Source organism: Bacillus sp. 2CMS4F, assembly GCF_023161785.1.
GTDB classification, from domain to species: Bacteria; Bacillota; Bacilli; order Bacillales; family Bacillaceae; genus Bacillus; species Bacillus halotolerans.
The window spans coordinates 1-21,704 of the sequence record NZ_JALNTO010000002.1 but is presented as its reverse complement, the minus strand read 5'-3'; the positions used below and the strand labels follow the sequence as shown (position 1 = coordinate 21,704).

Annotated in this window: 17 protein-coding genes and 2 tRNA genes; 2 read left to right on the top strand and 17 right to left on the bottom strand. The window is 45.5% G+C overall.

Annotation, left to right across the window (positions count from 1 at the left end; all coding sequences use genetic code 11):
- Positions 1-4: 4 nt before the first annotated feature.
- The 10 genes from MTN95_RS03400 to MTN95_RS03355 all read right to left on the bottom strand — a co-directional run bounded on the left by MTN95_RS03400 (position 5) and on the right by MTN95_RS03355 (position 11,649).
- On the bottom strand, positions 5-892 hold the full coding sequence (locus tag MTN95_RS03400; RefSeq protein WP_248336954.1) for a metal ABC transporter permease: 888 nt from the start codon (positions 890-892) through the stop codon (positions 5-7).
- Complete coding sequence (locus MTN95_RS03395; protein WP_248336952.1) at positions 882-2,189, bottom strand: metal ABC transporter permease; 1,308 nt, start codon at positions 2,187-2,189, stop codon at positions 882-884. Before MTN95_RS03395 ends, MTN95_RS03400 begins: the two co-directional genes overlap by 11 nt.
- A gap of 5 nt (positions 2,190-2,194) precedes the next feature.
- Complete coding sequence (locus MTN95_RS03390; RefSeq protein WP_202852662.1) at positions 2,195-2,947, bottom strand: metal ABC transporter ATP-binding protein; 753 nt, start codon at positions 2,945-2,947, stop codon at positions 2,195-2,197.
- Positions 2,948-2,965: 18 nt separating this feature from the next.
- Positions 2,966-3,889 carry a metal ABC transporter solute-binding protein, Zn/Mn family gene (locus MTN95_RS03385; protein ID WP_248336950.1) on the bottom strand — a complete coding sequence of 308 codons (924 nt, stop codon included), beginning with the start codon at positions 3,887-3,889 and terminating at the stop codon, positions 2,966-2,968.
- 276 nt (positions 3,890-4,165) lie between these two features.
- Positions 4,166-5,281: an o-succinylbenzoate synthase gene (gene menC / locus MTN95_RS03380; protein WP_105953330.1), complete on the bottom strand. Its 1,116-nt coding sequence runs from the start codon at positions 5,279-5,281 to the stop codon at positions 4,166-4,168.
- Positions 5,278-6,738, bottom strand: a complete 1,461-nt coding sequence (locus tag MTN95_RS03375) for an o-succinylbenzoate--CoA ligase (protein WP_105990154.1) — start codon at positions 6,736-6,738, stop codon at positions 5,278-5,280. Before MTN95_RS03375 ends, menC begins: the two co-directional genes overlap by 4 nt.
- A gap of 91 nt (positions 6,739-6,829) precedes the next feature.
- The gene (menB, locus tag MTN95_RS03370; RefSeq protein WP_010331603.1) at positions 6,830-7,648 is read right to left on the bottom strand and encodes a 1,4-dihydroxy-2-naphthoyl-CoA synthase; all 819 of its coding nucleotides are present in this window, start codon (positions 7,646-7,648) and stop codon (positions 6,830-6,832) included.
- 34 nt (positions 7,649-7,682) lie between these two features.
- Positions 7,683-8,507 carry a 2-succinyl-6-hydroxy-2,4-cyclohexadiene-1-carboxylate synthase gene (menH, locus tag MTN95_RS03365; RefSeq protein ID WP_227598099.1) on the bottom strand — a complete coding sequence of 275 codons (825 nt, stop codon included), beginning with the start codon at positions 8,505-8,507 and terminating at the stop codon, positions 7,683-7,685.
- Positions 8,495-10,237 (bottom strand): 2-succinyl-5-enolpyruvyl-6-hydroxy-3-cyclohexene-1-carboxylic-acid synthase, encoded by a 1,743-nt coding sequence (gene menD, locus MTN95_RS03360; RefSeq protein WP_227598100.1) that lies wholly within the window; start codon positions 10,235-10,237, stop codon positions 8,495-8,497. Before menD ends, menH begins: the two co-directional genes overlap by 13 nt.
- A complete protein-coding gene (locus tag MTN95_RS03355; RefSeq protein WP_105990151.1) occupies positions 10,234-11,649 on the bottom strand; it encodes an isochorismate synthase in 1,416 nt (471 codons plus the stop codon). The genes menD and MTN95_RS03355 overlap by 4 nt, the downstream gene beginning before the upstream one ends.
- Before the next feature lie 291 nt (positions 11,650-11,940).
- Between MTN95_RS03355 and MTN95_RS03350 the strand changes: the two genes are divergently transcribed.
- Together MTN95_RS03350 and MTN95_RS03345 are read left to right on the top strand one after the other, a co-directional pair.
- Positions 11,941-12,660: a yteA family sporulation protein gene (locus MTN95_RS03350; RefSeq protein WP_024122606.1), complete on the top strand. Its 720-nt coding sequence runs from the start codon at positions 11,941-11,943 to the stop codon at positions 12,658-12,660.
- 153 nt (positions 12,661-12,813) lie between these two features.
- Entirely contained in the window at positions 12,814-13,281 is a 468-nt protein-coding gene (locus MTN95_RS03345) for a TspO/MBR family protein (protein ID WP_106020319.1), read from the top strand.
- 29 nt (positions 13,282-13,310) lie between these two features.
- On the opposite strand, the gene glgP is transcribed toward MTN95_RS03345, so the two are convergent.
- The 7 genes from glgP to MTN95_RS03310 all read right to left on the bottom strand — a co-directional run bounded on the left by glgP (position 13,311) and on the right by MTN95_RS03310 (position 21,627).
- On the bottom strand, positions 13,311-15,707 hold the full coding sequence (glgP, locus tag MTN95_RS03340) for a glycogen/starch/alpha-glucan phosphorylase (protein WP_248336948.1): 2,397 nt from the start codon (positions 15,705-15,707) through the stop codon (positions 13,311-13,313).
- Entirely contained in the window at positions 15,694-17,148 is a 1,455-nt protein-coding gene (glgA, locus tag MTN95_RS03335) for a glycogen synthase GlgA (protein WP_248336946.1), read from the bottom strand. The genes glgP and glgA overlap by 14 nt, the downstream gene beginning before the upstream one ends.
- A complete protein-coding gene (gene glgD, locus MTN95_RS03330; RefSeq protein ID WP_248336944.1) occupies positions 17,145-18,176 on the bottom strand; it encodes a glucose-1-phosphate adenylyltransferase subunit GlgD in 1,032 nt (343 codons plus the stop codon). The genes glgA and glgD overlap by 4 nt, the downstream gene beginning before the upstream one ends.
- A gap of 24 nt (positions 18,177-18,200) precedes the next feature.
- Positions 18,201-19,343 (bottom strand): glucose-1-phosphate adenylyltransferase, encoded by a 1,143-nt coding sequence (locus MTN95_RS03325; RefSeq protein ID WP_248336942.1) that lies wholly within the window; start codon positions 19,341-19,343, stop codon positions 18,201-18,203.
- On the bottom strand, positions 19,340-21,223 hold the full coding sequence (gene glgB, locus MTN95_RS03320) for a 1,4-alpha-glucan branching enzyme (protein WP_248336940.1): 1,884 nt from the start codon (positions 21,221-21,223) through the stop codon (positions 19,340-19,342). Before glgB ends, MTN95_RS03325 begins: the two co-directional genes overlap by 4 nt.
- A gap of 237 nt (positions 21,224-21,460) precedes the next feature.
- Positions 21,461-21,532, bottom strand: a tRNA-Glu gene (locus MTN95_RS03315).
- Between the two features lie 4 nt (positions 21,533-21,536).
- A tRNA-Ser gene (locus tag MTN95_RS03310) sits at positions 21,537-21,627 on the bottom strand.
- Positions 21,628-21,704 lie beyond the last annotated feature (77 nt).

Below are 21,704 nucleotides of genomic sequence, written 5' to 3'. Positions count from 1 at the left end.
GGCATCAGACAGCTCTTTCTTTTTCTGTTTTGAGCATTCTTATCTTTTTCGTCATCACTCCGTTTGACGGCGAAAATAAAAAGGCACCTGCATAAAAAACTCCTGTCATTGCCGCCATCGCCCCGGAGATGGAAACATTGAGCCATGTTGCGCAGATATAGCCCAATAGAGCTGACAGCCCACCGATCACCGCGCTGATAATCAGCATATAAAGCAGCCGGTCCGTTAATAGATGGGCGGCAGCAGGCGGAACAATCAGCATCGCCACAACCAATATGGCGCCGACCGAATCAAAGGAGGCAACGGTCGTAAGCGACAGCATCCCCATCTGGAGGTAATGAATCAGCATGACCGGTATTCCGATGGCCAAAGCCATTTGCGGATCAAACGAAGAAATTTTGAACTCCTTATAACACACACTGACCATCGTTATATTGAAAAGCAGCACAACAACCAGCATCCAAAACGCTTTTGGCCCGATGTCCACTCCGAATACCGTGATCGTATTCCATGGCACAAAAGCGATTTCTCCCATTAACGAATGTTCAATATCGAGATGGACATTCGCTCCATATACTGATAACAAAATGACACCCACTGCAAATAAGGAGGTAAAAATAACGCCTATGGCGGCATCTGATTGAACCCCTTTGCTGTGAAGAAGCTGTACCAAAAATGCCGTTAACAGTCCCGACACGGCTGCACCGATGAACATAGGAATCCCGTCAAGGCTTTTTGTCACAAGAAAAGCACCAACAATTCCAAGCAAAACAGTATGGCTGATGGCATCGGCCAGCATTGCCATTCTCCTTAATACAAGAAATGTTCCGATCAGCGCACAGCTGACACCGACTAGTATGCCCGTCACTATAATCCACGCTTCAAAGCTCATTGGCAATCTTCCCCTTCTCGATTTCAGGGTATGGCTGGCGGAGCTCAGGCATCCTGCCATGCAGCTTCAAAAGTGAAAGAAGCCTATCTCTTGTAGCCTCCGGCAATCGGTCCGGCACAAAATCATCCTGATCCGCATCTGCTTTTTCTATATCCATTTCATGCATGAGGTACATTTCATACATCCGATATTTTAAAGCCGTCAGATAACCTTTTTCTATCCCAGCCTGTGTCACTTTCCAAACCCCGTTTTCAATCCGTACAACGCACCTCTCTTTTTCCAAATCATTCAAAACTTTATGACACAATGAAGGTGAAAGCCGCCTTTTCTTTTGTACACTTTCCTCCGTTACATATATTTCCTTATGTTCATACTGCTCAAAAATCGTCAGAAGCACCTGCTCCCGGTTAGTTTTTCTACGCAGCCTTATTAATCTTATCCCTTTAGCAGCCAGTCCCCGCTTAGGTGCACAAATCATCGAAAAAAGAAAAATGATCGTTGCCGATAAAATCATCAAAGGCCCCGTCGCCATGCCCTCCATTGTTGTACTCAGCAATGTTCCGGACACGCCGCTGATCCCGCCTGTCACCCCGGCAATCACGATCATGCCCGTTAAACGCTCGGTCCAATATCTTGCGGCAATCGCGGGTGTAATGAGCATAGCTGCCATTAAGATGACACCTACAGTTTGAAGCCCTATCACAACAGCGCAGACAATAAGACAGGCCAAAAGTCCGTTTAAAAAACGTACCGGCAATCCCAATCCCTTTGCAAATGCGATATCAAAGGTGATGATTTTAAATTCCTTAAAAAAGACAGTACAAAGCAGCAATAAAACGGCGGATACTCCCGCAATAAGAATGATATCCTGTCTGACTAATGAAGCAGCCTGGCCGAACAGAAAGGAATCAAGTCCGCTTTGGCTTCCCGACCCCAGCTGCTGAATATATGTCAGCAGTATAATACCGACGCCAAAGAACACAGAGAGAACGATCCCGATAGCCGAGTCCTCTTTTGTTTTTGAAAGCCGCGGTATCAGCTGAATCAGCCACGTTCCGAGAAGCCCTGCAAGCGCTGCGCCGAGCAAAAAGAAAGGGTGTGATTTTTCTCCGGTGAACAGAAAAGCGAGACACACACCCGGCAGGGCAGAATGGGCCATCGCATCTCCGATTAAACTTTGTTTTCTAAGCAGCACAAAGCTCCCCAACACGCCGCTTGCTGCGCCGAGCAAAAGCGTCCCGGCCAACACCCACTGTGTATTCGGATGCTGGAGCTGCTGCCACAAACTTTCTATCAATGCGCTCACCCCTTATTACCTTCTGCCAGTACTTTATCTTTTAGAAATGTCAGCCTTCCTCCATACGTTTTTTGAAGGTTTTCAATCGTAAACACTTCCTCCGCCGGTCCGAAGGCGATTTTCCTTAAATGAAGCAGCAATATCCAATCGAAATAGTCTTCGGCGGTTTGCAGGTCATGGTGGACGACAAGTACGGTTTTGCCCTTCTCCTTAAGCTCCGCCAAAAGAGTCATGATTGCCCGCTCCGTCGCTGCATCCACGCCGGCAAACGGTTCATCCATAAAGTAAATGTCGGCGTCCTGACAGAGTGCCCGGGCAAGGAATACCCGCTGCTGCTGGCCCCCTGACAGCTGGCTGATCTGCCTGTTCGCATAATCGAGCATGCCAACTTTTTCCAAAGCCGCTTCAGCCATTTCCGCGTCTGCCTTTTTCGGTCTTTTCAGCAAGCCGATTCGGCCGTACCTTCCCATCAGCACGACATCGAGAGCGCTGGTAGGAAAATCCCAATCAACCGAACCTCGCTGCGGCACATATCCGATTCTTGTCCGCTGTTGTTTATAAGTTTCGCCATAAATGGAGATGTCTCCTGAGGCACGGGGCACAAGACCGAGAATCGTTTTGATCAAAGTGGACTTTCCAGCGCCGTTCGGGCCGATAATACCGATTAATTTCCCCTTCGGCACCTGCAGCGAAATCTCTTGCAGAACGGGCTTTTTATCATAAGCGACTGTTACATTTTCCAGCTCAACAGGAAACATTTCTTTCACCTCTATTCCTTATTTAAGCGCTTCGGTAATCGTGTTGATATTATGGCGGAACATGCCTTCGTATGTACCTTCTTTTGTCCCCTTTTCACCCATTGCATCCGAATAGAGCTGACCGCCGATTGACACCGAATGGCCTTTTTCTTTAGCCCCTTCCACCACGGCATTAATTGATTTTTCAGACACGCTGCTTTCTACAAAAACAGCCTTAATTTGTTTTTCTGCCAAAAGCTCAACCAGGTCCTGTACATCCTTTAAACCATAATCTGAATCTGTGCTGAGCCCCTGCAGGCCTTCTACTTTAAATCCATACTCTTTCCCAAAATACGCAAACGCATCATGAGCGGTTACAAGCACACGGCTTTTCTCCGGAATGTTCGCAACCTCCTGACGAGCCCATTTATCTAAATATTGCAAATTATCTTTGTACTTTTTTGCGTTTTTCTTAAAGTCATCCGCATGCTCAGGCATCGCTTTGCTGAATTGCTCTTCGATTTCATCAATTGCGTAAATCCATAATGGGATGCTGAACCAGACGTGAGGGTCATACATCTTCCCTTTTCCCGCAGAAATAAGCTTGCTTTTCGGAATCGCTTCGGCAACCGCCGCCGCTTGTTTTTGTTCACCGATTTTACGGAGAATGTCTTCCATCTTCCCTTCGAGATGCAAGCCGCTGTGCAGCACAACGTCTGCTGAAGTCAATTTTCTCGTATCACCTTGTGACGCTTTGTAAAGGTGCGGGTCTACTCCCGGTCCCATTAAAGAAGTGACCTTCACATGCTTTCCGCCGACTTTTTCAGCCGCGTCTGCAATTTGGGAAGTCGTTGCCGTCACTTGCAGCCGCTGATCAGAGCTTTTACCGGAAGACTCTGATCCACAACCCGTTAAAGCAAGGCATGCAAGGATCAATGCCGCTATCAGTCCTCGTTTTTTCATTTGTTCCCTCCTCTTTGTCATCGATGTCCTGTTGTTTTATCTTATGTTGTGTTTTCTTAGACATGTGACATTTAATTAGACAAAAGCATGTTTTGTTTATATAGGACAAAAAGTTTCCTTAGTGCAAAATTATCGCGTTTGTCCATTTCTGTCAAGATATTTTTCGCATAAAAAAACCGGCTGGTTCAGCAGCCGGTCAAACGAGAAGGGATGTATTCAACGCTTTTACTCTAACAGCACACTCACATTCTCTCAAATTGATAAAATGCCTTTTTCTCATCCATGCTGTGTGAAAACATCCATTTTGGTCACATATTTTCGCATTATTTCCTGATTTACTTCAACCCCTAAACCAGGCTGTTTCGACACAGAAATAAATCCGTTATCGATACAGATATCAGGGGTCACGATATCCTCATCCCAATACCTTGAAGATGACGAAATATCGCCCGGTATCGTAAATTGGGGCAAGGAAGCCAGCGCCACGTTTTGCGCTCTTGAAATGCCAGTCTCCAGCATTCCTCCGCACCAAACCGGCATATTCTGCTCCTTGCACAGATCATGGATTTTCAGAGCTTCCGTCAATCCGCCGACACGAGAAGGCTTGATATTAATTACTTTGCAGCTTCCCAGCTCAATCGCCCGTCTCGCGTCATCAGCTGAGCAAATGCTTTCGTCAAGGCAAATCGCCGTTTTCATATGCTTCTGCAAGTGGCGGTGATCAACAATATCATCAGCTTGGAGCGGCTGTTCAATCATCATTAAATGATATTCGTCAAGCTCCTTTAAGCGGCTGATATCCTTGAGTTCATAAGAGGAATTCGCATCAGCCATAAGCGGGATGCCAGGGAATCGGCTGCGGATGGCTTTTACCAGTTCCACATCTTGTCCTGGCTGAATTTTAATTTTTATTCTTTGATAGCCTTCTTTTTGATAAGCCTCAATTTCTTTCAGCATATCCTCAAGAGGCGCTAAGCTGACAACGACTCCGGCAGGGACTTTGTCTCTTGTCCCTCCTAATGCCTCCGCAAGAGAAATCCCCTTCTTTTTTGCATAAATATCCCAAACAGCCGATTCAAGCCCCGCTTTTGCCATCCTGTTACCTTTATAGCGCGCCAAGCTGTCCGGCACTTCAGAGGGGTGGCTGAATTCACGTCCGACGACATTAGGAATAAAAAAATCCTTCAGCATATGCAGACAAGTGCCAATCGTTTCCTCGGTGTACCATGGTGAGGAGAATGCAGACACTTCTCCCCATCCTGTAACTCCGGATATATCGATGGCTTCTACAATCAAAAATTTGCGCTCCTGAAGCGTCTCAATACTGTTTTTGAACGGTTTTTTTAGATTCATGCTCAAATGATAAAGCGTAATTTTTTCTATTTCGATCATAACAGTTCTCCTTTACGCGCATCCTTCAGCTGATTTCGCAATAGCTTATTCGACGCATTGCGCGGCAGGCGGTCTAATACAAAGAATTTTGCCGGAACTTTATATTTCGCCAATCGTTCTTTGCAAAAAACGGTCAGTTCTTCAGCGCTGACAGGCTGATGGAGCACAAGATAAGCATGAGGCACTTTTCCCCATTTTATGTCCTCCGCGCCTGAAACGCCGGCTTCTGCAACAGCCGGATGAGAAAGCAGCACAGACTCCACTTCAGCGGGATAAATATTTTCTCCGCCTGAAATGATAAGATCTGATCGCCTGTCTAATACATATAAAAACCCTTCACTGTCCAAATAACCGAGATCGCCTGTTTTCAGCCAGCCATTTTGAAAGGATGCTTTATTTGCGCTTTCCCGGTTGAAATAGCTTTTCATGACATTCGGGCCTTTCACCATAATTTCACCGTGTTCAAACGGCTCACACGCTTTTCCGTCCCGCTCAATTTTGATTTCGCATGAAAACAGCGGTTTTCCTGCTGATCCGAGCTTTTCCATACTGAATTCCGGCGAGAGAGTAACGATTTGTGAGCATGTCTCCGTCATTCCGTATGATTGAAAGACGGGGAAGCCTTTCTCTCGGCATTCTTCTAACAAAGGAAGCGGCGCAGGACCTCCGCCGAGCAGGATGCATCTGAGGGGTGACGGGCAGCAGCTTGTTTCTGCCAAAAGACTTGCCAGCATTGTCTGCACCGCAGAAATAATCGTAACTTGATGCCTGTCGATAGAATCCAATACATCACTTACGGAAAAACGCTGGTGAAGCACGACCGTCATTCCGTAAATCACAGATTTAAATAATGCGGACAGTCCGCTGATATGAAAGAGCGGCAGCGTGATAAGCCAGCGGTCTTGTTCTGTTATACCCAAATTAAGAGCAGAAGACACCGCACTGAAATAATGATTTCCAAACGTTTGCTGAACTCCCTTGGGCTTGCCGGTTGTCCCGGAGGTATACATGAGAGTCGCCGTTGCGTCCATTTGTATGTATGGCTCAATGTCAATATCCTGTGCGTCTTCTTTTACCAGTTCATCCACATTAATGGTTTCAACCATATGCTCATAATCCTGCATGTCAAAACTTTCGTCCGTCAGTAAAAAGCGGGCGCCGGAATCCTCCAGCTGGAACAGCCTTTCATGTTTAGACAGCTTTGTATTCAGCAGCACCGCTTTTACGCCGAGCAAAAAGCACGCGTGAACGGCATATACCATCTCCGCCCGGTTTCCGAGCAGAAGAGCCGCGGTGTCCCCTTTCCGAAAAGAATGAGCGGAAAGCTGGGACGCCATTCGTTTGGATGCGGCAAATAATTCAGCAAATGTCACGGTTTGATCTCCATAAATGAGAGCGATTCTCTCAGGTGTTAGCTGTGCCCGTTGCAGGAGCCAGTTGGGCTGTTCTGTCAGCATGTCATCATCTCCGAGGTAAAATTACTTTATTGAAAAGAAAACAGCTTGGACCGCAATGGCTCAAGCTGTTCGTTTCATACGTATCTGCTGATCACGGAAAACGCGGGAATTGACCGAAATCCGGTTTGCGTTTTTCCTTAAAGGAATCACGACCTTCTTTTGCTTCATCAGTTGTGTAGTAAAGAAGGGTTGCATCCCCTGCAAACTGCTGAATTCCAGCAAGTCCGTCTGTGTCCGCGTTAAACGCAGCTTTAAGAAAACGAAGTGCGGTCGGGCTTTTCTCAAGCATTTCTTCACACCATTTAATCGTTTCTTCTTCAAGCTGTTCCAAAGGAACAACTGTGTTGACAAGTCCCATATCCAGCGCTTCCTGCGCGTTGTACTGACGGCACAGGTACCAGATTTCACGGGCTTTTTTATGTCCTACGATTCGAGCCAGGTAGCCTGAACCGTAACCTGCGTCAAAGCTTCCCACTTTAGGGCCGGTTTGTCCGAAAATCGCATTGTCGGCAGCGATTGTCAAGTCACATACGATATGAAGCACGTGTCCTCCGCCGATCGCATATCCGGATACCATCGCAACAACAGGCTTCGGAATGACACGGATTAAACGCTGAAGATCCAATACGTTTAAACGCGGAATTTGATCGTCGCCTACATAACCGCCGTGTCCGCGCACTTTTTGGTCTCCGCCAGAACAAAACGCTTTGTCTCCGGCACCGGCAAGCACGATAACGCCGATGTTTTGATCATCTCTCGCGCGAGCAAATGCATCAATCATTTCAGCAACCGTCTTAGGGGTAAACGCATTATGTACCTCAGGGCGGTTGATAGTTATTTTTGCAATACCATTATACGTTTCATACAGGATTTCATCGTATGTACGTTCAGTTTTCCATTCTACAGCCATGATATGACCTCCTCTATTTTTCCATATGAACGAGTTATAAGTTTGTTAAAAACCCACTCACTATTTTACCAAAAAAACGCGGCTGTTCCACATGCACTGTATGGCCTGCTTCAGGAACAATCTCTATTCTACTAGATGGAAGCTTCTTATGCACCTCTTGATTAATGGCGCAAAACTTTTCGTCCCATTCTCCGCAGATGAGAAGCACAGGCGCCGCAATATCTTTTAACCGGCTCCACCAGGAAGGCTGAGAACCGGTGCCCATACCGATTAAACTGTTGGCCAGTCCAATGTTATTGTTTCTAAGACGGCCCGACCGTATCCTTTGCCGAACGTCTTCAGCAAGCCGCTGCTGCGTCGAAAACAAAGGGATGCCTTCCCAATAGTCCACAAAGGCTTTGATCCCGTCACGCAAAATAAAATCGGCAAGCTTCCGATCCCGCAAGATTCGTTCTTTCCGTTCCCCGAGGGTTTTAAGGCCGGGTGTCGTGCTTTCGAGCACAAGCGCTGATATCCGTTCAGGGTATGTCATGGAAAAGGAATATGCAAGCCTTCCCCCCATAGAATAACCAATAAGTTTCACTTTGTGAAGTTTTAAATGATCAAATATTTCGGCAAGGTCTGAAACCTGCCGGCTCGTGCTATATCTTTTTCCATTCAGCGGGGCATCACTTTCTCCGTGCCCTAAGCAATCAATTTTGATGACACGGGAATCAGGCAGCAACTGGTCCAGAAAGGCCCAGGATTGTTTGCTGCCGGTAAACCCGTGCAGACAGACTATGGCATCAGAAGCATTCGGCCGATCATCTGTCACAGCATAGCGGACGCCGTCTGCAACAGTTATGCTTACAGTTCCCATTGTTTTTTCACTTCCCGCACAGCCTCATTCAGCATATCACGATGAAGCTGAACTCTTGATTGGCGATCAGTTTTGATTTCTATAATGTGAAGGCCGGGCTTGTCAGCCTGCGGTGCGTATGATGCTTTAAACTCATCCCACGAAGCCGGGCATGAATACGTGCCCCCGTAAAGCTCAGCCGCATGCTTGAAATCGAGCCCCGTCGGCGTGCCGAACAAATCTTCAAAGTGTGTCTTTTCAGATGCCTGCGGCAAAAATGAAAAAATCCCTCCGCCGTCATTGTTCACGAGGATCACAGTAAGCGGAATACCCAGTTTTTTAGCCGCCAGCAGCCCGTTTAAATCATGATAAAAAGACAAATCCCCGATCACGAGTGTCACAGGTGCTTTTGTTCCTTCACAAACACCCATGGCAGAAGAGACAACACCATCAATCCCATTTGCGCCGCGGTTTGAATAGATACGGAAATTGCGGTCCTGATTTTCGAAAAACGTATCGACATCCCTGATTGGCATGCTGTTTCCGACAAATAGCGAGCTATTTTCAGGCACAAGATGCTGGAGGATTCGATAGAGGTTGCCCTCAAATGAAACCTCTTCATCGCTGACCGTTTGCAGATATTCACGGAAACGCTGATTCACGATCTGCCATTTTTCCAGCCATTCCGATGTTCGATCCATTCCAGTATATTCAGCCATGATCGCATCGGCAAAACTAGACGGGCTGCAGTGAATCATATGTGCGCTTGCCTGTGTCGGGTCTCTCCAGCCGCCATCCTCATCAATCACAATCTGCTGAATGGCCGGGTCATCCTTCAGCCACAAAAAAACCGGCTTTGAAACAGGCATCGGTCCGAAACGGATCACGACATCAGGCCGCAGTGCTGACTTCAGCTCATCATCTTTCAAAAATGAGTCATACGCATCTATAACGGTGCTTTTATCATGGACGCCGTTCCGCAGGTTAGACAGCGGGTCAGCTAAAATTGGATAATGCAGCGCTTTTGACAGCTCCACAATTTTTTGCTGATCAGCATCACTGTGGAGTTCCCCGCAGACGATCATGCCTTTTTCGGCCTCTTTCAACATCATAGCCACGTCAGACAGAGAGTCCCGGTCCACGGATTGCGTACCCGTTTTCACTGACACGTGACGCCCAGTTCTCATTCTTTCAAACGGCTGATCAGAAAGGTCAGGCATCAGCGGCTCACGAAGAGGTACATTCACGTGCACAGGCCCCATTGGACGCTTTTGCGCTTCCCCGGCGGCACGGCCTGCCAGAGTTCGGATATATCTCAGCATATGCGGCGACTCTTCGGGAAGAGCAGAGTCTGTGAAAAACTTAACAAAGTTACCGAATAAGAAGTGCTGATTAATGGCCTGCGGTGCGCCTACTTCACGCAGCTCGTGGGGCCGATCAGCAGTTAACACTATAATCGGTACTCTTGAATAATGGGCTTCAATCACAGCCGGATAAAAGTTGGCCGCGGCTGTTCCTGATGTGCAAATCAGAAGCACGGGACGCTGCTGTGCTTTTGCCAGCCCTAATGCAAAAAATCCGGCAGATCTTTCATCAATTTGGATATGGACGTTGATATCCGGATGCGCGGCTGCTAGAATTGCCAGCGGTGTAGATCTTGAGCCCGGACAAACGACAGCGTCCGTAATTCCGGAAAGGGCGAATTCATCAATAAAGCTTCCGATGTAATGAGTAATCGGGTTCACTGTCAACGTCTCTCACCTCCCAGTGCAGAGATCATCGGCTTTAATTTAATCTGTGTTTCTTCGTATTCCGATTGCGGTTCAGAGTCTTCCACAATGCCGCACCCGGCAAACAGGCGTGCTGTGCTGCCTTCAATCAGCCCTGAACGAATGGCAACAGCAAATTCTCCGTTATCCTGACTGTCAATCCAGCCGACAGGAGCCGCATACCAGCCGCGGGACATCGGTTCGATCTCTCTGATCACTTCTACAGCTTTTTTCTGAGGTGCTCCCCCAAGCGCCGGTGTGGGATGCAGTTTCTCAATTAAGTCAAAAAGCGAAGCAGAAGCGTGAAGCTGTCCGACAATCGGCGTAAATAAGTGCTGGACGCTTTTCGTTTTGTACAATACAGGTTCGTCAGGCTTTTCAACGTCAGAACAGCTTGATACAAAAGCGTTATGAATCATGCCTACAACAATATCATGCTCCAGCAGATTTTTCTCATCGTTTAATAATTCTAGGCCGATGCGGCGGTCTTCTTCTTCATCGGAGCCGCGCTTTATGGAACCTGCCAGACAAGTAGACATGACAGTGTTGCCGTCTCTTTTGATCAGTCTTTCCGGGGATGCGCCGACAAAGGTTTTGCCTTCTTGTTCGATTGCAAAAACATAGCTTGTCTGCTGATCGGTCAAAAGCGTTTTAAGCACCGGTTCCATTTTGACCGGACCGTCAAACGTGAGCAGCAGCTCTCTGGCAAGAACCACTTTATCATATTGATTTTCTTTAATTTGGCTTGTTGCCGTTTCGATTGCTTTCAGCCAATCAGACTTATCCAGCTCCTGAGATGCTGTCATCACAGCCTGATCTTTTTGATTTAAATCGGGGACCACAAATTCCGCTGCAAAAGCTTTTAAGCCTTCCAAAACAGCTTCTGCATCATCTTCTCCGCTGACCCATCTGTTGACTGTTAAAAACGAACCGTCAGCAGACATCGTCAGCATAAGCGAAGGCACAAAGAAATCCCCTTCCGAGAAATGGTCCCATTGAGTACCTCTTTCTTCGTAAGGGTCAAAGGAAAAGCCTCCGAATAAGACAGGTCCCACTGCAGAATGCTGCAGCTTTTCTTCTTCATAAATATGAAAAGCCGTCTTTTTAAAGCGCTCCCATTGTTCAAAAACCTCGCGATACCGCTCGTCGTTTTTTTGATTCGTCTGGAAAACAGCTTCTTTGCCAAGACCGACTATTGTCAATTCACTTTCAGGTTCTGACCAAAAAAATCGATTGCCTGTATATTTTTTTGCTCCGTAATTGAAAAATGATAGAGGGTCAAGAGACTCAATTTGTCTCGAATAGCTTATTAAGACAGCATGGTTGACTTCTTTGGCTTTATGTAATGCATGTAGAACTTCCTTTCGGAACGTACGCTGCACCGTTGTCACCATGAGACATTCCTCCATAATTCTTAAAATGCTTTTAATACCATACACCTGTGTCTACATTGTGTCAAATACACAGATCATGCAGTCCAAATGGCCTGCCTTACCTATTATAAACCTAATTGCAGAAATGAAAAAGAAACAAACCTTAAATTTCTTTCTCCACTGATAGCAAAGCTTGTATCCGCTTACCATATAAGGAAATTCTCCTATATTCCTCCACAAGGGATTTATGAAAGTTCTCAGGCGATCTGTCCATACTAAAGGTATGCACTACAGAGAAACGAGGCGATCATATTGCTTACAAACGAACAGCTTCAGCATTTAAAAAAGGAACTTGAACAAACGAAAGAAGATATATTGAACCGCTTCAAAGACAATGACCATTTTCAGCTCAATTCCGCTTTTCCATATGATTCGTGGGGTGAGCTTTCTGCTTATGACAATCACCCAGGCGATCAGGCGACAGAGCTTTATGAGCGCGAAAAAGACATTGCTCTTGATTTGCATGAACGGGAGCATCTCCGGGACATTGAGCATTCATTGAAGGCGATAGAAAACGGCACGTACGGGATTTGTGAGGTCAGCGGAAAGGAAATTCCTTATGAACGCCTAGAAGCGCTTCCGACTGCTACAACGCTCGCGGAATATTCATCACAGGATGTTGTTTCCAAAGACCGTCCGATCGAAGAAGAAACACCTTTCGGGCAATTTGAATTTGACGATGATGAAGAAATCAGAGCGCCTTACGACAGTGAAGATTCCTACCAGGACGTTGAAAAATACGGAAACTCAGAAACACCGCAGGACATGGAAAATCCGCCGCTCAGCTATGATGATATGACGATGAATGCCGAAGAAAATATCGGCAATACAGAATCATATGAGAATTTCATTGCCACAGATATTACAGGCAAAGAAATCACAGTGTATCCAAGCAGGGCGCATGAACGTTATGAGGAAGAGCTGGATGAAGAAGGCATCATGACGACGTTTGGCGATCTCCATGCAGATTGAACCCCCAGGCAAAGGGGGTTCTCTTTTGTGTTTTCATAAATGACCGCATTACAGCAGCTCTCTACATCATCTTCCCCGCATATCAGGGGTTTGATCTATCCAAGATAAAGGGTAAACCTACATGTAAAATAAATACATACCGGAGGGAAATATATGAAAAAGATGTTCGGCGCAATCGTAGTTTTTATCATTACATACGCACTGTTTTCAGCCGCAGACTTTCTATTTCCGATCGACCAAAGTTGGTATCATTCACTGAAAAAGCCAGACTGGACGCCAAGCGGGTCAACGATCGGCATCATCTGGGCCGTCCTGTTTGCACTGATTTCTCTTTCAGCTGCCATTGTTTTTGCCAAATGTTCATTTAAAAAAGCCAAAAGCTTTTGGCTGGCGTTTTTGATCAATTATGTGCTTAATCAGGCATTCAGTTATTTTCAGTTTACGCAAAAGAATCTCCTTGCCGCATCCATTGACTGCCTGCTTGTCGCCATAACAGCGCTGGTTGTAATCATCATTGCAAAAGTATACAGCAGGGCCGCAAGCTGGCTTCTTGTGCCTTATTTTTTATGGAGTGCCTTTGCAACTGTCTTATCCTTTACGATCTATTCAATGAATCTTTGAACAAAAAAGCCGCTCAAACAGCGGCTTTTTTACATCATCGGCTTAATTCTCCAAATGTGTTTCGCATATTCGTGAATCGTCCGGTCGCTTGAAAAATAACCTGAATGGGCAATGTTTAAAATCGAACGCTCTGTCCACTTTCGCCGATCTTGATAATCGGCTTGAATACGCTCCTGGGCATCCGCGTATGAACTGAAATCCTTCAATACAAAATACTCGTCATTATGCGGCAGCAGCGAATCATAGATGGATTCAAATTCATCGGCTTCACCTTCAAAAAAACCGTTGATCAGCTGATCCGCTACCTGCCTGATTCTGCGGTCATGCTGATAATACTCCCTTGATCTGTAGCCTCCGTTTTCCTGGTAGGAAAGAACGTCATCCGCTTTCAAACCAAAAGTGTAAACACAATCAGTTCCGACCCGTTGCAGAATTTCAATATTCGCCCCGTCATGCGTGCCGATTGTCAGCGCGCCATTCATCATAAACTTCATATTTCCTGTACCGGACGCTTCCTTGCTTGCAGTCGAAATTTGTTCACTTACATCTGATGCCGGAAAAATCTGCTCCGCCATAGAGACCCTGTAATTTTCTAAAAAAACGACCTTGAGCAGCTGCCTCACCGCCGGGTCATAATTTACTTTCTCCGCAACGGAATGAATCAGTTTAATGATTTTCTTCGCGTAATGATAGCTTGGTGAAGCCTTTGCTCCGAAAATAAAGGTTTGCGGATAAATAGAAAATCCCGAATCTTCCTTCAGGCGGTTATACAAATACATAATATGAAGAACATTCAGCAGCTGCCGTTTATACGCATGAAGCCGTTTCACCTGTACGTCAAATATGCTGTCCGGATTTACAGCCACTCCGGCCGTGCAAAAAATCAGATCAGCAAGTTCTTGCTTTTTTCTGCTTTTGTTGTTTTGGAACTGCTCAATAAAAGCGGGATCAGCAGCGTACGGTTCCAGCCGAATCAAGGATTCCGGCTGTTTTATCCATTCATCGCCTATCGCATCCGTTATCATCGCGGACAAGCCGGGATTGGCTTTTAACAGCCAGCGCCTATGGGCAATTCCATTTGTTTTATTGTTAAACCGATTCGGAAACATCAAATGAAAATGACGCATCTCCCGTTCCTTTAAAATGTCGGAATGAATTTTGGCAACTCCGTTTACACTGTAGCTTCCTACTATTGCGAGATGAGCCATTTTGACAACACCGTGCGCCGAAATCGCCATATCCTCTATCCTTTTCCAGTCACCGGGATACTTCTCCCAAACCGCTCTGCAAAACCTCTCATTAATCTCTTCAATAATCATATACATTCGCGGGAGCAACGGCTTAAATAAATGAATCGGCCATTTTTCAAGCGCTTCTGACAGTGTCGTATGATTCGTATAGGAAATTGTATGTACCGTGATATGCCAGGCATCTTCCCAGCTCATGTTTTCTTCATCAAGCAAAATCCGCATCAGTTCAGGCACAGCAAGTGCAGGATGGGTGTCATTAATATGAATGCTTACTTTTTTATGCAAGCCATATAATGATTGATTCGTTTTGCGGTAATTGTTCACAATGCTTTTTAAACTTGCACATACTAAAAAATACTGCTGCTTCAGCCGTAATATCTTACCCTCGTCATGCGTGTCATCAGGGTATAAAAATTCAGATACAGCTTCTGTTTCCCGTTTATAAGACAAAATATTGCCGCCGTGATAATGCGCATAAGGCTCGGCGTTCCAAAGTCTTAACGTGTTGACTGTGCCCGTATCGTATCCGATGATCGGGATATCATAAGGAACAGCGGTAATGATTGTTGCTTGCTCATGACGAAAATGCAGACGGCCGTTTTTTTCAGTCATATGCACCTCGCCCCAAAACGGCACGTCAACCGCTTGATCAGCATTTCTTACTTCCCACACATTTCCGTTTTTCAGCCATTGCTCAGGCAGCTCAACCTGATGCCCGTCAACAATTTTTTGTTCAAATAAGCCATGCTTATAGCGAATTCCCATCCCATGCCCAGGCAAGTTTAACGAAGCCAGAGAATCTAAGAAACAAGCTGCCAATCGCCCCAGACCGCCATTCCCAAGCCCTGCATCACTCTCCATATAAAGGATCTCGTCTAAACTGATGCCGATCTCTTTCAGACCCGCTTCCACTACATCCCGAATACCGAGATTCATTAAATTCTGTTCAAGGAGCTGTCCCAGAAGAAATTCAATCGACAAATAATATGTCTGCTTTCCGGAATTGGACCTGCTTCTTTCATTTGTCTGGATCCAATCAGCGCTGATGTACTCTCTGATCATATTGCCTAAGGTTTTATATTGATCAAGCCTGGAAGAGTCCTTAAAGCTTTTCCCGCACGTCATTTCCAGACGCTTTAAAAATAAGGCTGCAAAGCGTTCTTTACTCGAGAACATCCCGTCCACTCCTTGTCACATGCTCGAAAATGCGCTGATACTGTTTGGCTGATTGTTTCCAGCTGTAATCTGCATTCATTGCGGTCTTCATGATGCTCTTCCATACATCCTTTTGGCGATAAAACGACAGCGCCCTCTCGATCGTAAATTTCAGATCGTGAGCATTAAAGGCTGAGAACGTAAAACCGTTGCCTGTGCCCTCTTCCTCCCGGTAGGAACGGACAGTGTCATAGAGCCCGCCTGTTTCTCTGACAATCGGAATAGCGCCATATTGAAGCGCGATCATCTGCCCCAGACCGCACGGCTCAAATTTCGACGGCATCAGAAACAAATCCGAGCCCGCATAAATCTGATGGGCAAGCGGCTCATCAAACCCAATATACGCCCTGCATTTATCGTGAAATGCAAATTCAATGTACCGGAAGTAGTCCTCAAATTCCCGTTCCCCCGTACCGAGCACAATCAGCTGTATGTCTCTCTCCTCCAGCAGCTCGTGCATCATTCTCTTAACAAGATCAAGACCCTTCTGTTTGGTCAGCCTTGTTACCATACTGATCAGCGGAATATCTTTTCGTTCCGGAAGGCCCATCCGCCGCTGGAGCTTCGTTTTATTTTCTTCCTTTAAATCAAGACGTTCAGGATCGTAATGCATCTCAATATACGGATCGCTCTCTGTCTGATAGAAAGAGTCATCAATACCGTTTAAGATCCCTGTTAAATCTTTTTCCCTATGCTGCAAAACTGGCTCAAGCTGCTCGCCGTAATACGGCGTTAAGATTTCATTTCTATAAGTCGGGCTCACCGTTGTTACATGATCAGCAGCGAGAATCCCTGCTTTCATAAAATTAACAAATCCATTGCATTCTAATCTCTCATAATGAAAATGACTCATGTCGAGACCGAGCAAGTCATGTGTCACCTCAGGCGGGAATATACCTTGAAACTGCAAGTTATGGATCGTGAGCACACTTTTCATCTGCTCATAAAAAGGGCGCTTGCTGTATTCCTTTTTCAACAAATAATTGACCATCGCTGTATGCCAGTCATGAGTATGAATGATATCGGCTTGAAAATTCACTGCTTCTGCCGCTTCCAGCACAGCTCTTGAAAAATAAGCAAACCGCTCCCCATCGTCAAAATGCCCGTACAGGGAATCCCTTGAGAAATAATATTTATTGTCGATAAAATAATAATCCACACCATCTTCAGCCAAATGCTCAATCCCGCAATATTGCTGACGCCAGCCAACAGCAACCGTACATTCAGCTGTTTTCTTCATACGCTTTTTCCAAGGATCAGGAATTTGACTGTATTTCGGCATGATCACCGCTACGTCGTTCCCAAGATGAGAAAGCACTTTGGGCAGCGCGCCGGCCACATCGGCCAGGCCTCCTGATTTTACAAACGGGGTACATTCTGAGACAGCAAATAACACCTTCAAGAATTCATCAGCTCTCCTTGCACCAAACCTTTTTTTAATACGAGCGGCTGCTCCTCCGTTCCCGCAGCTTCAGTTGTATTGCCGATTTTGACATCTTTATCAGCAATCACCTGCTCCAGCAAACAATCCTCACCAATCTGTGTTTTTTGCATAATAATGCAGTTTTTCAGCTTCGTGCCTTTCCCGACATGCACCGCCCTGAATAAGATGCAGTTTTCGACCTCCCCCTCAAGCACACAGCCGTTTGCCACTAAAGAATTTCTAACAGTGCTGTTCTTCCCGTATTTCGTTGGGGGCTCATCCTTCACTTTTGTATAAATCGGCTGCTGAGGCAAAAACACCTGCTGCCAAAAACGCGGCTGAATAAGCTCCATACTGTGGGTATAATACTTTTCTACAGAATCAATAACAGCTGCATACCCCGAATATTCATATGGGCAAATGGTCAATGCGGAGGCTTCCTTTTCAACAACCTCCTGAATGGTTCTGTATCCTTTTTCAATATGTCCGTAGATCAGATCCTTCAAGAGTTTAGAAGACATGATATAGATTTGCAGCGACTGACCGTCCTGAAAGACCTCGGTAATGTCACAGCCCGCCTCCTGATGTCTTTTCAGCACGTATTGAAATTGAATGTTGCATACAGTATGGCTGTTGGTGATGACGGCATATTGCTGTGTGCTTCTATGAAAGTAATCAAGATGATCAGAAAACTGGCGAAATGAACCGAATTCATTATATTCATCATGCAAATGCGGTGACGGAAAAAAAAAGAGGCCGTCCTTTTTTCGGTGCAAATCCCATTCCTTCCCTGCTCCAAGATGATCCATAAGAGACCGGTAGCGATATTTCGGAAAAATCGCCACACTCCTAATGTCCGCATTCACCATATTGGACAGCATAAAATCTATCAAACGGTATCTGCCAGCAAAAGGAATCGCACCAAGCGACCGCTGTGCGGTTAAATCCTGAAGAGAATGCTTATATGTGGTTTCATCTATAACACCTAACATTTGATTATTGATCAACTGATTCTGCCTCCTCTTCAGTCATTAAATCAATTCTTTCTCTACAAATTCCTCCGAAACAAGCAGCACCTCCTGAATGTCTTTTTCAGATTTAATCACTGCGCCATCCGGAAGCACTAAGCCCTTGGGCACGATAGCATTCTCAATCACGACATGCTCACCAATTGTCACATCCGGCATAATCACTGAACGCTTGACCGTTGCGTGCTTACCGACGGTGACACCTTGAAATAGAACGGAGTGAGACACATTCCCATAAACAACACACCCCTCATTCACAAGCGAGTCATGAACCTGCGCCTCAGACGAAATAAATTGCGGAGGCTGATTCGGATTGACAGAGTAAATCTTCCAATTGCGTTCAAACAGCCTCAGCTCAGACTGGTCTTTCAGCAAATCCATATTGGCTTCCCATAAGCTCTGCACCGTGCCGACATCCTTCCAATATCCTTTAAACGGATAAGCCGAAAGCTTCTTTTTCTCCTCCAAAAGCAAAGGAATAATGTCTTTGCCGAAGTCATGGCTTGAATACGGATTCCGGTCATCCATCTCAAGGTATTGCTTCAAGAGCGGCCAATTGAAAATATAAATACCCATGGATGCCAAATTGCTCTTTGGAAATTTAGGCTTTTCATCAAAATGTGTGATTATCCCGTCTTCATTTGTCTTCATGATGCCGAATCGGCTCGCTTCTTCCCATCCCACTTCAATCACGGAGATGGTCACATCCGCTTTCTTTTCAATATGAAAATCAAGCATTTTGCCGTAGTCCATTTTATAAATGTGATCGCCTGATAAGATCAGCACATACTCAGGATCATACTGGTTCAGGTAATTGAGATTTTCATAAATTGCGCTTGCCGTCCCTTTATACCATTTCACTTCGGATGACTCGGCATAAGGAGGCAATACCGTAACGCCGCCATTGTGCCTGTCAAGGTCCCATGCACTGCCAATGCCAATATAGGAATTCAGCTCAAGCGGCTGATATTGCGTTAAGATGCCTACTGTGTCTATGCCTGAATTCGAGCAGTTGCTGAGTGTAAAATCAATAATCCTGTATTTTCCCCCAAAAGATACGGCCGGTTTTGCCATATGTTTTGTTAATCCGCTGAGACGGCTGCCCTTCCCGCCGGCAAGGAGCATAGCCACACATTGTTTTTTCATTCATTTATCTCTCCTCTTTTTTTCACCGCCCGCATAATCGAAATGCCATAAGGGGGGATTGTCATTGTGATATAGCACGGTTTGTGATGAACAGCTCCAGGTTTGGCTGCCAACGGCTTTTTATTCAATTGACCTGAGCCCCCATATTTTTCATTGTCACTGTTCAACACTTCGATATATTGGGTAAGAAAGGGAACGCCAACATCGTATTGATGATAGACCGAGGGTGTAAAATTACATAAGATGATAAGCGCCTCACCGTGCCGTCTGCCATACCGAATAAAAGAAAAGATTGATTGCTCCTCATTGTGGACATCAATCCATTCAAATGACTGAGCACGATGGTCATTTTCATAAAGGATTTTGCTTTTTTGATAAAAGCGGAGAAGATCTTGAGTAAAAACACTTGCTTTTTGATGCATGGGGAAGGAGTTCAAAAACCAATCAAGCTGTTCTGTATCTTTCCATTCATCGAATTGGGCAAATTCCGATCCCATAAAAATGAGTTTTTTTCCGGGATGAGCCGTCATATAACCGAGTAAAAGCCGATATTGGGCAAACTTCTGCCAATAGTCGCCAGGCATTTTGTGAAGAAGTGATTTTTTTCCATACACGACTTCATCATGAGAAAATGGCAATACAAAATGTTCACTAAACGCATAAAGCAAGGAAAAAGACACAAGCTGATGGCAGTGCCGCCTTTGTTCAGCAGGCGTCTCCATATATTTCAGCACATCATTCATCCAGCCCATATTCCATTTAAAATGAAAGCCGAGTCCCCCTTCCTCAACAGGACCTGTTACTTGAGGCCATTCGGTGGAATCTTCCGCTATCATCATGACATGCGGATATGCCTCCCGCATTGTTTGATTTAGCTTTTTTAAAAATTCAACTGCATAGAGATTCGTATGGCGTTCATCCTGATTTGGCCAATACAGCATATTAGCCACGGCATCGACCCTAAAACCATCTATATGATAGAATTCCGCCCAGTACAACGCATTAGAAATTAAAAAACTATGAACTTCCGGTTTTCCTAAATCAAAGTTAGCGGTGCCCCACAGACAGTTCTCCCTGTCACGCTCTTTTTGATATTCGTAAAGAGGCGCTCCATCAAACATATAAAGCCCATGCGAATCTTTACAAAAATGTCCGGGGACCCAATCAAGTATGACGCCGATGTTTGCCTGATGGCATTCATCCACAAACCTCATTAAATCATGAGGCGTGCCAAATCGGCTTGTCGGGCTGTAATACCCCGTTGCTTGATACCCCCAAGAGCGATCATAAGGATGTTCATAAACGGGCAGCAGCTCGATATGGGTAAATCCCTGCTCTTTGATATAAGGAATAAGAGACTGGCCTAATTCTCCATAGGAGTAAAGCGTGCCATCGGGATGCTTCTTCCATGAACCAAGATGAAGCTCATAAATAAAAACCGGCTTTTCATATATCGTTTTAGCTTTCTGCTTCTTCTGCCACTTTTGATCATGCCAGCTGTACCCTGCAAGATCGTAAGTAAGAGACGCCGTATTCGGTCTTACTTCTGAATAAAAAGCATACGGGTCTGCCTTCAGCATGGTCTCTCCGCTATTTGTCACGATTTCATACTTATATCGTTCCTTTTCTTTCAAACCTGGAACAAATAACGTCCAAATGCCATGATCATTAACTTTCTGCATAACATGAAGCTCACCTGACCAACTGTTAAAATCTCCAGCCACTCGAACTTCTGACGCATGAGGCGCCCACACACAAAATTCATACCCGCTTTGGCCATTCAGCTCGCGATAATGCGAGCCAAACAGCTGATAGCTTTTAAATAGACTGCCTTCGTGAAAAAGATAAACATCATGTGCTGTTGGGCTGGCAGCGGCCATGTAATCATCCTTTCTGACATCATAGTTTTCATTTATATTATTTATTCGTAGAAATAAAAAAAAGCCCTTTCTAGAAAGCGCTTATATTTATTGACATAAAACTTCATTTTCTGAAGAAAAACAAAAGATATGGAGTTTTTTGTTGTAAATTTGATATAGAATAAAAAACAAAATCAGATGCATATCATATAGTTTTAGAAAACAAAAAAACCTTGCAGGATATGCAAGGTTTCAGGATGACCCGTACGGGATTCGAACCCGTGTTACCGCCGTGAAAGGGCGGTGTCTTAACCGCTTGACCAACGGGCCGTCATGGCGGAGAAGGAGGGATTTGAACCCTCGCGCCGCTTACACGACCTACACCCTTAGCAGGGGCGCCTCTTCAGCCACTTGAGTACTTCTCCATATGGCTCCACAGGCAGGATTCGAACCTGCGACCGATCGGTTAACAGCCGATAGCTCTACCACTGAGCTACTGTGG

Bases quoted from the DNA above. Each gene is read 5' to 3' on its own strand.
- menC (WP_105953330.1), bottom strand. From the start codon at position 5,281: ATGATCGAAATAGAAAAAATTACGCTTTATCATTTGAGCATGAATCTA.
- menH (WP_227598099.1), bottom strand. From the start codon at position 8,507: ATGGGAACTGTAAGCATAACTGTTGCAGACGGCGTCCGCTATGCTGTG.
- MTN95_RS03390 (WP_202852662.1), bottom strand. From the start codon at position 2,947: ATGTTTCCTGTTGAGCTGGAAAATGTAACAGTCGCTTATGATAAAAAG.
- MTN95_RS03325 (WP_248336942.1), bottom strand. From the start codon at position 19,343: ATGAAAAAACAATGTGTGGCTATGCTCCTTGCCGGCGGGAAGGGCAGC.
- MTN95_RS03400 (WP_248336954.1), bottom strand. From the start codon at position 892: ATGAGCTTTGAAGCGTGGATTATAGTGACGGGCATACTAGTCGGTGTC.
- MTN95_RS03355 (WP_105990151.1), bottom strand. From the start codon at position 11,649: ATGGTGACAACGGTGCAGCGTACGTTCCGAAAGGAAGTTCTACATGCA.
- MTN95_RS03385 (WP_248336950.1), bottom strand. From the start codon at position 3,889: ATGAAAAAACGAGGACTGATAGCGGCATTGATCCTTGCATGCCTTGCT.
- MTN95_RS03375 (WP_105990154.1), bottom strand. From the start codon at position 6,738: ATGCTGACAGAACAGCCCAACTGGCTCCTGCAACGGGCACAGCTAACA.
- glgP (WP_248336948.1), bottom strand. From the start codon at position 15,707: ATGTTCTCGAGTAAAGAACGCTTTGCAGCCTTATTTTTAAAGCGTCTG.
- glgB (WP_248336940.1), bottom strand. From the start codon at position 21,223: ATGGCCGCTGCCAGCCCAACAGCACATGATGTTTATCTTTTTCACGAA.
- MTN95_RS03345 (WP_106020319.1), top strand. From the start codon at position 12,814: ATGAAAAAGATGTTCGGCGCAATCGTAGTTTTTATCATTACATACGCA.
- menB (WP_010331603.1), bottom strand. From the start codon at position 7,648: ATGGCTGTAGAATGGAAAACTGAACGTACATACGATGAAATCCTGTAT.